Annotated in this window: 17 protein-coding genes; 8 read left to right on the top strand and 9 right to left on the bottom strand. The window is 41.0% G+C overall.

The features are described 5' to 3' along the window. From D2V08_RS17230 to D2V08_RS17685, 5 genes are all read left to right on the top strand, one after another. The coding region (locus D2V08_RS17230) for a hypothetical protein (RefSeq protein ID WP_182835450.1) at nucleotides 1-453 on the top strand (453 nt) is incomplete at its 5' end. Between the two features lie 2 nt (nucleotides 454-455). Next, entirely contained in the window at nucleotides 456-1,622 is a 1,167-nt protein-coding gene (locus D2V08_RS00970; protein ID WP_119606279.1) for a T9SS type B sorting domain-containing protein, read from the top strand. 78 nt (nucleotides 1,623-1,700) lie between these two features. Further along, complete coding sequence (locus D2V08_RS00965; protein ID WP_119606278.1) at nucleotides 1,701-2,435, top strand: M15 family metallopeptidase; 735 nt, start codon at nucleotides 1,701-1,703, stop codon at nucleotides 2,433-2,435. A gap of 40 nt (nucleotides 2,436-2,475) precedes the next feature. Beyond that, nucleotides 2,476-3,240, top strand: coding sequence for a M48 family metalloprotease (locus D2V08_RS00960; protein ID WP_119606277.1), 765 nt, complete (start codon nucleotides 2,476-2,478; stop codon nucleotides 3,238-3,240). A 115-nt stretch (nucleotides 3,241-3,355) separates the two neighbouring features. After that, nucleotides 3,356-3,523, top strand: a complete 168-nt coding sequence (locus D2V08_RS17685; RefSeq protein WP_313790093.1) for a DUF6747 family protein — start codon at nucleotides 3,356-3,358, stop codon at nucleotides 3,521-3,523. Between the two features lie 102 nt (nucleotides 3,524-3,625). Here the strand turns inward: D2V08_RS17685 and D2V08_RS00955 are convergent, their stop codons facing one another. Then, complete coding sequence (locus D2V08_RS00955) at nucleotides 3,626-4,018, bottom strand: ankyrin repeat domain-containing protein (protein ID WP_119606276.1); 393 nt, start codon at nucleotides 4,016-4,018, stop codon at nucleotides 3,626-3,628. 209 nt (nucleotides 4,019-4,227) lie between these two features. Here D2V08_RS00955 and gpmI point away from each other — a divergent pair, with 209 nt between their 5' ends. Genes gpmI through D2V08_RS00940 form a run of 3 tightly spaced genes read left to right on the top strand, consistent with a single transcriptional unit; the run spans nucleotide 4,228 to nucleotide 7,406 of the window. Continuing rightward, nucleotides 4,228-5,745, top strand: a complete 1,518-nt coding sequence (gene gpmI / locus D2V08_RS00950) for a 2,3-bisphosphoglycerate-independent phosphoglycerate mutase (RefSeq protein WP_119606275.1) — start codon at nucleotides 4,228-4,230, stop codon at nucleotides 5,743-5,745. Nucleotides 5,746-5,790: 45 nt separating this feature from the next. After that, the gene (gene map / locus D2V08_RS00945; RefSeq protein WP_119606274.1) at nucleotides 5,791-6,609 is read left to right on the top strand and encodes a type I methionyl aminopeptidase; all 819 of its coding nucleotides are present in this window, start codon (nucleotides 5,791-5,793) and stop codon (nucleotides 6,607-6,609) included. 32 nt (nucleotides 6,610-6,641) lie between these two features. Continuing rightward, on the top strand, nucleotides 6,642-7,406 hold the full coding sequence (locus D2V08_RS00940) for a class I SAM-dependent methyltransferase (RefSeq protein WP_119606273.1): 765 nt from the start codon (nucleotides 6,642-6,644) through the stop codon (nucleotides 7,404-7,406). Here the strand turns inward: D2V08_RS00940 and D2V08_RS00935 are convergent, their stop codons facing one another. The 8 genes from D2V08_RS00935 to D2V08_RS00900 all read right to left on the bottom strand — a co-directional run bounded on the left by D2V08_RS00935 (nucleotide 7,407) and on the right by D2V08_RS00900 (nucleotide 14,928). Next, nucleotides 7,407-8,411 (bottom strand): FAD:protein FMN transferase, encoded by a 1,005-nt coding sequence (locus D2V08_RS00935; RefSeq protein ID WP_119606272.1) that lies wholly within the window; start codon nucleotides 8,409-8,411, stop codon nucleotides 7,407-7,409. Further along, on the bottom strand, nucleotides 8,412-8,771 hold the full coding sequence (locus D2V08_RS00930) for a DUF8840 domain-containing protein (RefSeq protein WP_119606292.1): 360 nt from the start codon (nucleotides 8,769-8,771) through the stop codon (nucleotides 8,412-8,414). It lies immediately after the preceding gene. Between the two features lie 86 nt (nucleotides 8,772-8,857). Next, nucleotides 8,858-10,168: an NADH:ubiquinone reductase (Na(+)-transporting) subunit F gene (gene nqrF / locus D2V08_RS00925; protein ID WP_119606271.1), complete on the bottom strand. Its 1,311-nt coding sequence runs from the start codon at nucleotides 10,166-10,168 to the stop codon at nucleotides 8,858-8,860. A 2-nt stretch (nucleotides 10,169-10,170) separates the two neighbouring features. Further along, the gene (nqrE, locus tag D2V08_RS00920) at nucleotides 10,171-10,911 is read right to left on the bottom strand and encodes an NADH:ubiquinone reductase (Na(+)-transporting) subunit E (RefSeq protein WP_119606270.1); all 741 of its coding nucleotides are present in this window, start codon (nucleotides 10,909-10,911) and stop codon (nucleotides 10,171-10,173) included. Nucleotides 10,912-10,922: 11 nt separating this feature from the next. Continuing rightward, nucleotides 10,923-11,570 carry an NADH:ubiquinone reductase (Na(+)-transporting) subunit D gene (locus D2V08_RS00915; RefSeq protein ID WP_119606269.1) on the bottom strand — a complete coding sequence of 216 codons (648 nt, stop codon included), beginning with the start codon at nucleotides 11,568-11,570 and terminating at the stop codon, nucleotides 10,923-10,925. Nucleotide 11,571: 1 nt separating this feature from the next. Then, nucleotides 11,572-12,321, bottom strand: coding sequence for a Na(+)-translocating NADH-quinone reductase subunit C (locus D2V08_RS00910; RefSeq protein ID WP_119606268.1), 750 nt, complete (start codon nucleotides 12,319-12,321; stop codon nucleotides 11,572-11,574). Nucleotides 12,322-12,323: 2 nt separating this feature from the next. Then, nucleotides 12,324-13,574, bottom strand: coding sequence for an NADH:ubiquinone reductase (Na(+)-transporting) subunit B (locus tag D2V08_RS00905; RefSeq protein ID WP_119606267.1), 1,251 nt, complete (start codon nucleotides 13,572-13,574; stop codon nucleotides 12,324-12,326). Between the two features lies 1 nt (nucleotide 13,575). Continuing rightward, complete coding sequence (locus D2V08_RS00900; protein ID WP_119606266.1) at nucleotides 13,576-14,928, bottom strand: Na(+)-translocating NADH-quinone reductase subunit A; 1,353 nt, start codon at nucleotides 14,926-14,928, stop codon at nucleotides 13,576-13,578. Nucleotides 14,929-14,960 lie beyond the last annotated feature (32 nt).

The following is a 14,960-nucleotide window of genomic DNA, read 5'->3' as shown; positions in this document are numbered from 1 at the left end:
GACAACACCACATCGGGGCTTACCGCTACCGAGGCACAAGCGGCAATCGATGAGCTCGCAGCAAGCAATGCGGCAAACACAACCGCTATTTCCAATATTCTTTCCCCTTCCATAGCAGGAAAAATAGATGCTACCGGAACAACACCTTTAAGTAATTTTAATATTACTTCAGTTACTCATACCGATGGTAGCGGCATATATACTGTTAACTTTGCAGATTTAGGAACCACAAATTATGTGATAAACACAAGTGTTGAAAGTAACGGAACCAACGATGTAATTATAAATATTAACAGTGTTGCTAGTGATAGTTTCACAGTTGAAATAAAAGAATTGACTACATCAGATACACCCTTTACCGTAATAGGTGGAGGTGGGGGAACAGTAACAGTTCCAGTCCAAAACAAAATATTAATTGATAAGATCTGGTCTTTTACTATCTACAATCCATAAACTTGAAAACCCTCCTCCACATAGCGTTTTTGTTGTCGGTCAGCTTTGCTGTGGCCCAAAGTGGGTTGTATAACAGTGGTAATCTGCAGGTGCACCACAATGCGAACCTCGGTTTGCACACCAACTTTATCAACGACGCCAACTTTGACCAAACCACAGGATTGGTTGGATTTTACGGCAATAATGTGATACTGGTTTCGGGGAGCATCCCTCCTACGCTTTGGGACACGGAGATTATGGCTGTTGGCAATGTTTTTCTACAAAACTCCATCATGGTGCGGAACAACGTAAATTTTATCTACGGTAATTTCCTAACACCTACAAACAGGCAAATGGTATACCTCAATTTTATGGACCAAGGTTTTTTTACCGGTGAAAGCGATGCCTCCAAAGTAACGGGCTTTGCGGCAGTGAACAACCGTGATGTGTTTTCGTTCCCCGTGGGCGATCGCCAACAACTTAGGCCATTAACATTGAATTCCCAAAGTACCACGCCTTTGGCCATCTGTGCTTACTTTTATGAAGACCCGTCCAGCCCTTCCTCCATTTTGGAAAGCTTTGATAGGGAGGAAAAAGTACAGGACATTGGTTCCATTACCGATCGTGAATTCTGGATTGTTCAGAGTGATGTACCGGCCCAAGTCACCATTTCTTGGAACTCCCGGAGTGCTTTGGGAGCCATACCCAATGCCACAGCGGAATCCATTATTGTGGTAGGATGGAGCAAATCGTCCAACCAATGGGTGATTATTGGCAATTCGGCCATTAGTGGTGATTTAACGCAGGGATTTATTATCTCAGAAACCTTTTTACCAAGTGATTATGCCGCCATTACTTTTGGCACCATTCCATTGCCCACCGATACGTTTGCGGTTAATAACCCCACCTTGGGTAATTATTTTTTGAGTCCGAATGGGGATGGCACCAACGATTTTTGGATTATTGACGGTCTGGAAGAGTCGCCTAATAACAGTGTGCGTATTTTTAACCGATACGGACAACAAGTTTTTGAAAAAATCAATTACACCAACGAGTTCAGGGGAATCGCCAATACGGGAACCCTCATTACAAACCAAAGTGCCGGTTTGCCCGAAGGTGTTTATTTTTATCTGGTCACCTTGGACGACCTGGAGCTGGAATACACCGGCTTTCTTTTCTTGGACCGGTAAAATCAATCATATTTCCGAAGCGTATTTTTCAAAAGAAGGAATTAAAAATACTTCTTAACTTGGGACAAAATTTGTTTCATGAAAAGAAGGACCTTTATAAAAACGGCTTCCGCATCAGGATTGGCCTGCACCATCCCCCCCATTTTTCCAAGCTTTTTCAATGCTGATTACTCAACCGAAGAGCTTATGGGCAAGGAAGAAATTGAACTTTTTGGTGAAGGCATCAACCTAAGGGAAGAAGCTTACACGTCCTTTTTAGCAATGAAAAAAGCCGCCTATTCTGATGGTTTTGACATCAAAATTGCCTCGAGTTATAGAGATTTTTATAGACAAAGAGGCATTTGGGAACGGAAATACCTAAGGTTTACCGAAGAGGACAATATGACTCCTTTGGACGCTATCGACAAAATTATTGAATACTCCACCATACCTGGAACCAGCAGGCATCATTGGGGCACCGATATCGATATTATTGATGGATACCCCAAAATTACAGGTGATGTTTTGGTAACCGAAAAGTTTGAAGCAGGTGGTCCTTATGAGGGTCTTAAACTATGGATGGATGAAAATTCAGTGAAGTATGGGTTCTATCTTGTGTATACCGATAACCCCAGAAGAAGAGGTTTTAAATATGAACCATGGCACTACAGCTATGCCCCCTTATCCATACCCATGTTAACGGCCTACCGTAAATTAAATGTCTTGAAATTATTGAAAAAAGAAGATTTTTTCGGTAGTGAACACTTTACCACTGGTTTTGTCAAGACCTATTTGCAAGACAATATTTTGGACATTAACCCAACGCTGCTATAAACGGTTTTTTTGTATCTTCAACTAACAAGAACACTTAGCCATGAGAAGAGGAAGTTGGAGGATTCGTATCCTTATCGGTTTGGCCATTGTAGCCTTTGCCTTTGTTCGTAGATGCAACAATCAAGAAGAAAATCCATATACGGGCAGAACCCAAAATATAAACATGACCGCCGATCAAGAGATTGCGATTGGGCTGCAAAGTGCTCCCGAAATGGCCCAACAGCACGGTGGCCTCTATCCTGATGAGCGTATGCAAGCTTTGGTGGATGCTGTGGGCAACAAATTGGTGCAAAGCAGTGTAGCGCGGGAAACTCCTTATCAATATGAATTTCACCTGTTGGCAGATGATCAAACCATAAATGCATTTGCCCTCCCCGGAGGACAAATTTTTATCACCTATGCACTCTTCTCCCAACTCAACGAACCACAGCTAGCTGGTGTTTTGGGGCACGAAATCGGCCATGTTATAGGAAGGCATTCGGCAGAACGTATTGCTGAAAGCAATTTTTGGCAAACCCTGGCAACAGGTGCTTCGGTAGGAGGCGATATGGGCAGCGTGGTAGCCGGTATTGGCCAGAACACTTTACTAAAAAATGGAAGAGGAGATGAATTGGAAAGTGATGAACTCGGTGTTTTATTTATGATTCAATCCGGATACGAGGCAAATGAGATGATAGAAGTGATGAAAGTTTTAAAAGCTGCGGCCGGCCCAAACAGGGTTCCTGAATTTCAAAGTACCCACCCAGACCCCGAAAACCGAATTGAAAAAATAAAAGAAGCCATAGAAAAATATTCAGGTCGATAGAATTGACTGTTAATCGATAAAACGATGCAGTTGACTATATTTCTGTACCTTTGAACGAACCCCAAATCCTACTACAGTTCTCTTGATCTTTTTATGCTGTAAAAAGAGAGAACATATGGGAACACTATTACATTTTAAAGATCTCTATTTAGAGGCATTTGATGATTGTAAACCAAGCTTTGTAGTACTTTTTTTGAAAGGGTACTCGATATTTTGCGCGGTCATGTTTTTATTGGCCTTATACGCATTTTTGTATAGAGCTTTTACTGGCTTTGAATTCTAAGTCACGAGACACACTCTTTTGCAAGAACACTAGATATGTAAATGAGAAAAAAGGCCCATCCGATCGGATGGGCCTTTTTTGTAAGACGAATAAACTCCTTTTCTATTTTTTCATAGCAGCTTCCAATACAGCCATTGCTTCTGTAGCGTGGGATAGTTTGGCATATTTCATTGCTGTCATACCTCCGTCGCAACGTTTTTTAAGATTTGCGCCATTTTCAATAAGCACCTTCAATACTTCAGCCTTATTGTACCTAGCCGCATAGTGGATAGGTGCTTTTCCCAAAGATTTTTGGTTGACATCCTCTCCAAGCTCAATAAACTTTTTTACAGTTTCCACATCACCTTGCATTACCGCTTTACAAAAAGCGCTAAGGTCATCTGGTGACACTATTGTAATGTCTGCTTCGGTGTTTGTGGTTTTCAGCTCATTGGCAGAAATACCGCTTAGGGCCAACAAGCATACTGCGGCCACTGTAAAGATTGTTTTTTTCATGATGAATTGTTTTTGATTAATGAATTTACTTGTTATAAAAATAGACTTCTTTAAATCAAGGATGTTACAGGATTAACAGTTAAATAACTAAATTTTAACAATGATTCAATAAAATCACAAAACAATTAACAAATTAATAATCAGAAAACTAAAGAAAAAACTAGGGCATCCAACCAGATCATTTTACTTTTGTAGTACAATTTTACACTATGAACAAAAAGGTTATTCTAATGATTTTGGATGGCTGGGGAAAATCTCCCGATCCAAAAGTTTCGGCCATTGCAAAAGCAAATACACCATTTATTGATTCACTTTATACCAAATATCCTGATGCAGACCTTCATACCGATGGAATGAATGTTGGTCTTCCCGAAGGGCAAATGGGAAATAGTGAGGTGGGACACATGAACCTTGGTGCTGGAAGAATTGTGTATCAAGACTTGGCCAAAATCAATAAGGCGGTAAAAGAAGATACCTTAAAAAACGAAAAAGTGCTCAAAGAGGCATTTGAATATGCCAAAGTAAACAATAAACCCGTCCACTTTTTAGGTTTGTTGAGCGATGGAGGGGTGCACAGTCATATTGACCAATTAAAGGCCCTGATTAAAGCAGCCGATGATATTGGGGTGGAGAAATCCTTTGTGCATGCCTTTACCGATGGTCGGGATGTAGACCCTAAAAGTGGTAAAGGATTCTTGGTGGACCTTACCAATTATTGCTCCGATAAAAATACCGAATTGGCCACCGTTGTTGGTAGATATTATGCCATGGACCGAGACAAACGTTGGGAGCGCGTTAAAATGGCCTACGATGTATTGGTCAATGCTGAGGGAGAAAAAACACAGGATATTGGCGAAGCCATGCAAAAAAGTTATGATGATGGCGTTACGGATGAATTCATAAAACCTTTGGTTTTAACGGATACTGATAATGAACCAATCGCCAAAATCAAAGATGGGGATGTTATTGTTTTCTTCAACTTTAGGACAGACCGTGGCAGAGAACTGACCCAAGCCTTGAGCCAGCAGGATTTCCATGAGCAGAACATGCACAAACTGGACCTGTATTACGTTACCATGACCAATTATGATGATTCTTTTAAAGGAATCAAAATCATATTTAATAAAGACAATATTAAGGATACCCTTGGTGAGACCCTTGCTAAAAATGGCAAGAAACAAATACGTATTGCGGAAACTGAAAAATATCCGCACGTTACCTTTTTCTTTAATGGAGGTCGAGAAGAACCTTTTGAAGGGGAACAACGTATTCTTTGCCCATCACCCAAAGTGGCCACCTACGACCTTCAACCCGAAATGAGTGCGTACGATATTCGTGATGCCATTGTGCCCGAGCTTCAAAAAGGTGAAGTGGACTTTGTCTGCCTTAATTTCGCCAACCCGGATATGGTAGGCCATACCGGAGTAATGGAAGCAGCAATCAAAGCCTGTGAAACCGTTGATGAATGTGCCAAGGACGTCATTACCGCTGGATTGGAAAATGGGTATTCCACTATCGTAATTGCAGACCATGGAAACTGCGATACCATGGTAAATCCAGATGGAAGCCCTAATACGGCACATACTACAAATCCTGTTCCTCTTATTTTGGTCGATAATGATATAAAAGAAGTCAAAAGCGGTGTTTTGGGTGATATTGCCCCTACCATTCTTAAATTATTGGGAGTTCCACAACCTGAATTAATGACTCAAAAGCCATTGGTCTAGACAAAGATTCTTTAAAATCCATAGAATCAAATTATCTTTGCGGCTATGATTCAAGTAAAAACAGCAGAGGAAATTGAGTTGATGCGCGAAAGCGCTTTGGTAGTATCCAAAACTTTGGGCATGTTGGCCAAGGAAATAAAGCCGGGAGCCAATCCATTAAAATTGGATAAAATGGCCGAGGAGTTTATTCGAGAACAAGGAGCCGTACCAGGTTTTTTGGGCATGTATGACTTTCCGAACACCCTAAATTGGAGTCCAAACGCACAAGTGGTTCACGGAATACCTGGAAACGAACCTTTAAAAGAAGGTGATATTATTTCTGTGGATTGTGGAGCGGTTAAAAATGGATTCCACGGGGACCATGCTTACACTTTTGAGGTTGGCGAAGTCGAGGAGGAAACCAAAAAACTACTAAAGGTCACCAAAGAATCTCTTTATATCGGAATCAGGGAGTTTAAACTGGGCAACCGAGTCGGTGATGTTGGTTATGCCATTCAGAAATACACGGAAGACCATGGTTACGGTGTGGTCCGTGAATTGGTAGGCCATGGCCTAGGAAGAGAACTGCACGAGGACCCACAAATGCCCAACTACGGCAAAAGAGGACGTGGTAAAAAGTTTGTCAATGGAATGGTGGTGGCCATTGAGCCTATGATCAATATGGGAACCAAGCGAATAAAACAACTTAAGGATGGTTGGACCATACTTACTGCCGATGGCAAACCTAGTGCACACTTTGAGCATGATGTGGCCTTAGTGGATGGAAAACCGGAACTGTTGTCCACTTTCCAATATATTTACGAAGCTTTAGGGATTACCAGCAACGAAGAAGATGAATTCCGTAGTAAGAAGTTGGTACTTTGATAATTTCGAAAGCTGTTCAAAGCAGCTAATAAATGAAACGACTCTTTAAGTTCTTTCTAAATCTTATCCCAAGGCCCTTGCTCATTAAGATGAGTTATTGGGTACGTCCGTTAATTGCTTTTTCGCTAAAGGGAAACAGGTTCACCGACCCCATTGATGGAAAAAGTTTCAGAAGTTTTTTACCATACGGTTATGAAAATCCCAGAGAGAATGTACTCTCTCCCTCCACCCTATCCTTGGAAAGACACCGTTTACTTTGGCTTTACCTAAAAAACGAAACAGATTTCTTTAGCAAACCATTAAAGTTGCTTCATTTTGCCCCAGAACAAGCTTTTTTCAATCGCTTTAAAAAGCTGGACAATTTGGAATATACGACCACCGACCTCAATTCTCCCTTGGCGGATGTAAAAGCAGATATCTGCAATCTACCCTTTCAGGATGATTCTTTTGATGTAATTCTATGCAATCATGTTTTGGAACATATTCCTGATGACACCAAAGCCATGCAAGAGCTCTACCGTGTTATGAAACCGGGCGGATGGGGCATCTTTCAAATCCCACAAGATTTGAAAAGGGAAGAAACATTTGAGGATGACACTATCATTGATAAAAAAGAGCGAGCTCGTATTTTTGGCCAGTATGATCATGTTCGCATTTACGGAAGAGACTATTTTGACAAACTTCGGAGTATAGGCTTCACAGTCGAAGAAGCGGATTACACCCACACTCTTCCAAAGGAAGAAGTCGAAAAATATCGTTTGGCAAAGGGTGAAATCATTCCCCTGGTGCGGAAATAATCAATTCTTGATCAAGGCTTCAAAACCAGACGTAAAAAATTCTTGGGTCTCCCCATTTTCATCCAAATAAATAATGTAAGCCTCCAACTCATCATGGTTTTTAAGCAACTGTTTGGAATCTTCCAAATCCATCGCCATAAAGGTTGTGGCAAAAGCATCGGCAACTGCACATGTCTTAGCCACTACGCTTGTTGCCAAAACACTGGAGTTTTTAGTATATCCCGTTTTTGGGTTAATGGTATGTACATACTTTTCTCCGGTTTCAGGGTCTACTCGAAATTTTCGATAGTTGCCGGATGAGGCCATGGCCACATCTTTCAGAGAAACAATCTGTTTTAGCTGACGACCTGTTTCCACCTCTGGGTCGTCTATCCCAACGGTCCATTGTTTACCAGAATCGATATTTGTTCCTTTGGCCAACACTTCGCCACCCACTTCCACCAAGTAATTTTTGATGCCCTTTTCATCCAGCATGGCTCCCAATCGGTCTATGGCATACCCCTTCGCTACCGCATTAAAATCAAAACGGATAGATGGATGTGACTTGGTTATGGTGTTATCTTGATTCAATTGTACTTTATCCCATCCCACATAACCTAACAAGCTATCCACACGAAGGCTATCGAGCTCTATTTGTTCTCCCGGACCAAATCCCCACGCATTTGCCAAAACCCCAATAGTAGGGTCAAAATAGCCATTGGAAGCTTCATGAACTTTACTGGAAACATCAAAAACTTCTTTAAACATACCATCCACGACAATCGTGGAATCCCCTTCATTGATTTTAGAGATATCAGAAGAAGGAATATAGGTGGACATGGATTGATTCAGTACTTGAAAAACAGAATCAATTTCCTTTTGATAGTCCAACTCTTCATCCGCTATATAAATAATGGAATAGGTAGTTCCGAGGGCATTTCCCCATGTTCGATTCTTAACCTTTTCCTTTGGTGCACAGTTGAAAAAAAGTACCACCAATCCTAAAAACAATATTTTGCTCTTCATTTATATCTCAATTAAACCTTGATAATCGACAACATATTCTTCATCCAGATACAGGGGCTCGGTTCTGTCGGCTGCATTGGAAAGCCCTACCCCAGCAAAATAGGTTCTTGCCTCAAACTTTTCCGCATGTGCCTTTACTGTCTGCATCAACTCCTCATCATATTCTCGTGGGTCTAGTGGAAATTCCACATTACGCACCACTATAAAGTGCAGTACCTTTTCCTTAAGACATACATACTGTGGGTTTTTCTTAGGCTTACTATTAATGGCCATAAACTCAAAACCATTGTCCTCGAGTTCTCGCCCAACGATATTCATTGCCAAATTATGTAGTTCTTGTTCTGTTAATTCTCTTCCCATAGGTAACAAAAAAACCGATGCTTGGAGCATCGGTTTGGTTTTATTTATACCTCTCGACAATGCTCGAGGTGCTAATAATCTTGGTTTTATCCTCCAAAGTCATCGAACCTGATATTCTCATCTGGAATACCGAAATCTTCACCCATTTTTTGAACAGCTTTGTTCATCAATGGTGGTCCACAAAAATAAAGTTCAATATCTTCGGGCGTTTCGTGATGGTTCAAGTAGTTATCAATAACACAATTATGGATGAATCCAACAAAACCATCTCCTTCTTCATCATTAATATCCTTCTTGACCTTCCAATTATCTTCTTCCATTGGTTCAGAAAGTGCCATATAGAACTTGAAGTTAGGGAAATCCTTCTCCAATTGCTTAAAATGGTCAATATAGAACAACTCTCTTTTGGAACGTCCACCGTACCAATAGGTCACTTTTCTATCTGTTTTCAATGTTTTGAACAAATGATACAGGTGAGAACGCATAGGGGCCATACCAGCACCACCACCTACGTAAAGCATTTCCGCATCTGACTCATTGATGAAGAATTCACCAAATGGACCTGAAATGGTTACAGGGTCACCTTCCTTCAAACTAAAAATATAAGATGAAGCAATACCTGGGTTCACGTCCATCCATCCGTTTTTGCTACGATCCCACGGTGGGGTCGCAATACGAACGTTCAACATAATCTCTCTTCCTTCTGCTGGGTAAGATGCCATGGAGTAGGCTCTTTCCTCAGTTTCTGGATTCTTCATGACCAATGGCCACAAGTTGAATTTATCCCACTCCGCTTGGAATTTGTCCGGAGTTTCGTGCTCCTCTGGGTGAGCCGTAATATCTATATCTGAATATTTTACTTCACATGGTGGAATCTCGATCTGGATATAACCGCCTGCCTTGTAATTCATTTCTTCTGGAATCTCCACAACAAACTCCTTAATGAAAGAGGCCACGTTATAGTTACGTACCACTTTAGCATCCCATTTTTTGATACCAAACACCTCTTCCGGAATGGTAATATCCATGTCCTGTTTTACCTTAACCTGACAGGCCAAACGTGCACCTTCTTGCAGTTCCTTCTTTGAAAAGTGAGGAGTTTCAGTTGGCAATGCTTCACCACCACCCGAAAGTACGTGACATTCGCACTGGATACAAGTTCCACCACCACCACAAGCGGATGGTAAAAATATTTTTTGGTTACCCAAAGTAGAAAGCAAAGATCCTCCTGAACCAACTTCCAATTCCTTTTCACCATTAATGGTAATCGTCACTGGACCTGATGGAGATAGTTTTTCTTTAGTGAACAGCAAAAGTGCCACTAGCAATAACAACAAAACAAGAAATGCTACTACGGTAATTAAGATAGTACCTCCGGTACTTGCGGCTAATATCATCTTTATTTGTTTAAGGCTTCGTTATAAGAGATTGCTTCTTCCTTGTCCTCAATCTCCTTTTTAATTTCTTTTTCTTCCTTAGTTTCAACGGTTGTGCTTTGAGTTTCCTCTGGCGGCTCATTATCTCCCGTAAGCATACCACCAAAACTTTGGAAACCAATTCCCATTAAACCTGTGATTATAAACGTAATTCCCAAACCACGCAAAGGCGCTGGCACATTGGAGTATCTAATTTTTTCACGAATGGCAGCTATCGCCAAAATGGCAAGGAACCATCCAATACCGGAACTTATGCCATAATTTAAGGCCAACCCAATATTTGGAATCTCACGCGTCTGCATAAATAAAGAACCTCCCAAGATTGCACAGTTTACTGCAATCAAAGGCAAGAAAATACCCAATGAGTTATACAATGATGGAGAAAACTTCTCGACCACAATCTCTACTAACTGAACCATGGTCGCGATGGTTGCAATAAATAGGATGAATGATAGGAAACTAAGGTCGTAATCCGCATACTCTGGACCTAACCAAACCAAGGCTCCATCTTGCAATAAATATTTATCCAACAACCAGTTCAAAGGAACGGTAACTCCCAAAACGAAGATTACGGCAGCACCCAATCCAACGGCAGTGGATACTTTTTTGGATACGGCCAAATAGGAACACATCCCCAAAAAGACCGCAAACACCATATTGTCTACGAAGATTGATCTAAAAAATAGTTCTAAATGCTCTAACATGCTTCCTTAGTTTATGCTTCTTCAATTAATGCTCTGTTCTTAGAGCGTTGTACCCAGATTATGATTCCCACAACAATCAATGCTGCTGGTGGAATAATCATAAAACCATTGTTCTCATAGCCTATGGAGTACAAGCCTGTTTTAGCGACAGGGTCTCCCAAAACCTTCATTCCGAAAAGCGTTCCAGACCCCAATAGTTCCCTAAAGAAACCAACGATTACTAAAATTATTCCATAACCCAATGCGTTACCGATACCATCCAAAAATGCTTTCCATGGACCGTTGCCCAAAGCAAAAGCTTCAAAACGTCCCATAATAATACAGTTGGTGATAATAAGTCCAACGAATACAGAGAGGGTTTTACTAAGTTCGTAAGCAAACGCCTTCAACACCTGATCTACAATGATTACCAATGCGGCAACCACAACCAGCTGAACAATAATTCTAATTTTTGCGGGGATAATATTACGTATGAGCGATATTACCACGTTACCAACACCCAGTACAAACAACACAGATATTGCCATTACCACAGAAGCTTTAAGCTCAGCAGTAATTGCCAATGCAGAACAGATACCCAATACCTGAATGGTAATCGGGTTATTATCCGCTAATGGGTCCTTTATAAGATTTGCATCTTTTTTTGATAGTAGCGCCATATTAATTGGTTCTGATAGTTTGTAAATAAGGTTTATAAAGCTTAAGGCTTTCTTTGATCATTGCACTTACTCCATTACCTGTAATGGTAGCACCTGCCAATGCATCCACAGCGTTATCTTCTTTATCCTGGTTCAAAGGATCGTTGTTGCCTTTTGCAACATTAACACCTGCGTAAGTATTGCCATCCATAATGGATTCCCCTTTAAAGTCATCCATAAAAAAGCGTTGCTTGATATTCGCTCCCAGTCCAGGAGTTTCCCCTCGGTGATCAAAATAAACACCTTTTATTTCCATATTTTCATCCACAGAAAGGTAACCCCAAATGGCATCCCAAAGTCCTTTTCCGTACATAGGGATGATATAGAATTTTTCTCCATCCTTTTCACCGATAAGCAATGGAAGTTCAGCCTTTTCTCCTTTTTTGATTTTGGCCAACTCCTTTTGTACATCAATAAGGTAAGCGTTCTCCTTTTCAACAGCTTCCGAACCTTCTAAAACCAATTGCTCGGTTATATATTTTGAAAATTCATCTTCTACCTCTGTAGTAGGAATGAAAGAAACATCGCCTTCACCTTCATTATTGTTTACCCCCATGGCATATAGGATGTTCTGTTGCTTTTCGAAGCGTTCGTTCTCATCAATCTTTGGCTTAAGGCCAGATGCAACAAAAGCTAGTAGCGACCCCACAACAACAACCATTAAGACTGCAAATATTACAGTGTAGCTATTTTTATCAGTATTGATTGCCATAATTAAGCTGTTTCCGTTTTTAGTGAATCAACCTCATCCGAAGCGTTTGGATATATGGTTGCTGTCTTAAATCGTTTCAATCTCTTTTTAATGTTACCTCTTACCACATAATGGTCGATGGTAGGTGCAAATACGTTCATCAATAAGATGGCCAAGAATACACCTTCTGGGTATCCAGGGTTGAAAACCCTAATCATTACCGATAGGAACCCTATAAAAAATCCATAGTACCATTTACCTTTATTGGTCTGAGAACCGGTAACAGGGTCAGTAGCCATAAATACAATACCGAAGGCCAAGCCTCCCACTAACAAGTGTTGCCAGTAAGGAAAACTCATTAGGGTATAGAACTTGCTATACTCCGGTAACCAACCAGCATCTACAATTCCATTAAATATGAGTCCCATGGCCAAAGCTCCAACTACGGCGCTCACCATAATTCTCCAAGAGGCTATTTTTGAGAAGACCAAGAAAAGACCTCCTAATATTATCAACAAGGTTGATGTTTCACCAACAGAACCCGGTATAAATCCGTAGAACATATCGGCCAAAGAATAACTATAATCCGAACCTTGTGCCAATGAACCCAAAACGGTTTCACCAGAAATGGCATCCGCCGTCCCTGCTCTCTCAACCGCTCCATGTACCCAAACTTTATCACCACTCATCCAAGTTGGATAAGCGAAAAATAAAAATGCACGTATGGTCAACGCAGGGTTTAATATATTCATTCCGGTACCGCCGAAAACTTCTTTACCGATTACTACACCAAAGGCTACCGCAATGGCCAACATCCAAAGTGGTGTGTCTACAGGAACAATCAAAGGAACCAACATTCCTGTTACCAAGTATCCCTCTTCAACCTCATGACCTTTGATCACAGCGAACAAAAATTCAATACCAAGTCCAATTCCATAAGAAACTATCACTAAAGGCAAAACCGTAGTGATTCCCACCAAGAAGTTATCCCATGTCAAGAAATGATCAAACAAAGAGAAGCTCTCTGGAAAACCATTGATTGCAGAGTAATGTTGATATCCTGCGTTGAACATACCGAACAACAGGCATGGCACCAAGGCCAAAATTACGGTGTTCATGGTACGCTTCAAGTCATCCGCACCGCGAACGTGAGCACCAGAATGTGTGGTTTCGTTTGGTGTATAAAGAAACGTATGCAGTGCATTAAAGGCCGGAGCCATTTTTTTGCCCTGATACTTTAGTTTTAACTGATGTAATTTTTCTTTCATTCCCATATTATCCAAGTTCTTTTTGCAACAAATCCAATCCTTCCCTGATTATTTGTTGGTGTGGTTGTTTTGATATGCATATGAATTCTGTCAAAGAGAAATCCTCCGGAGCCACCTCATAGAGACCCAATTGCTCCATCTCGTCCAAATCTTTTACCATACAAGCCTTCAACAATTGAAGAGGGTAAATATCCATTGGAAAAACTTGTTCGTATTGCCCAGTTACCACAAAAGCTCTATGCTCTCCATTGGTATTGGTATCCAAATCATATTTCTTTTTAGGCAACAACCAAGAAAAGGTCAATGCTCTTGTAGTAGAAATTTTATCAAATACTGGCTTGTTCCATCCGAAAAATTCGTAGTCATCACCTTCCGGAATAGCGGTTACCGTATTGTTATAAAATCCAAGATGCCCTTCGGTGTTTGTTTTGGTTCCCGTTAGCACATCTCCGTTTATCAATCTAAATCTATCCTCATTTACACCACTTGCGTATAAAAAGGTAGAGATTTCGGCTCCGATTTTTGTTGTATAGTATTTTGGCTCCTTTATCACAGAACCAGCCAGGGCCACAATTCTTTCTGCATTGAACTTACCGGTCAGCAAAAGTTCACCAACCATAACAAGGTCTTGTGGGGACAAAGTCCAAACCGTTTCACCTTTGTTAACGGGATCGATTTTGTTGATCTGCGTACCTACCAAACCTGCTGGATGAGGCCCAGAAACCTTGTGAAGCTCTATTCCTTTAATATCATTGAAAGGCGACCTGCTGGATTTTCCAATGGAAACATGGATTTTTCCAGGTGTAAGTTTGCTTAGACCCATTATTGCTGCTTGAATCTCCTGCTCTTTGTCTTTTAAAACAAAGTCAGGGTCAGCCGCCAATGGTGCCGTGGCGTATCCCGAAACAAAAATTGCTTTTGGGGTCACACTGGGATCAGCGATCACATCATAAGGTCTTTGTTTGATAAAGGGCCAGCCACCACAATGTAAGAGGTAGGATTTAATGGCTTCTCCATCCGCCGTATCCAAATCCGGCACCTTATTGATCATGTAATTTTGTTCTTTATCGGCAAGAATCTTAAGTGTTAAGATTTTTCTCCTTGCTCCCCTGACAATTTCCACAAGCTCTCCACTAACTGGAGAAACGAAGTGCATTTCTTCGTTGTTCTTGTTGTAAAAGAGGGGTTCGCCCGCTTTTACTTCTTCTCCTTGTTTTATCAACATTTTTGGAGTGATTCCGTGGAAATCATCTAGGTTCAGGGCATACACGTTACTAGTAACGGCTTTGGAAACAGTCTGCTTTGCAGCCCCGACGAGGTTGATGTTCAACCCCTTTCTAATCCGGATGTCTTTAGACATATTGTTGTAGACCTTTTATTATCAAAATCGGA

The organism is Flagellimonas lutimaris (assembly GCF_003581615.1).
In the GTDB taxonomy this organism is placed as follows: Bacteria; Bacteroidota; Bacteroidia; order Flavobacteriales; family Flavobacteriaceae; genus Flagellimonas; species Flagellimonas lutimaris.
This window is presented reverse-complemented; position numbering and strand designations above follow the sequence as displayed.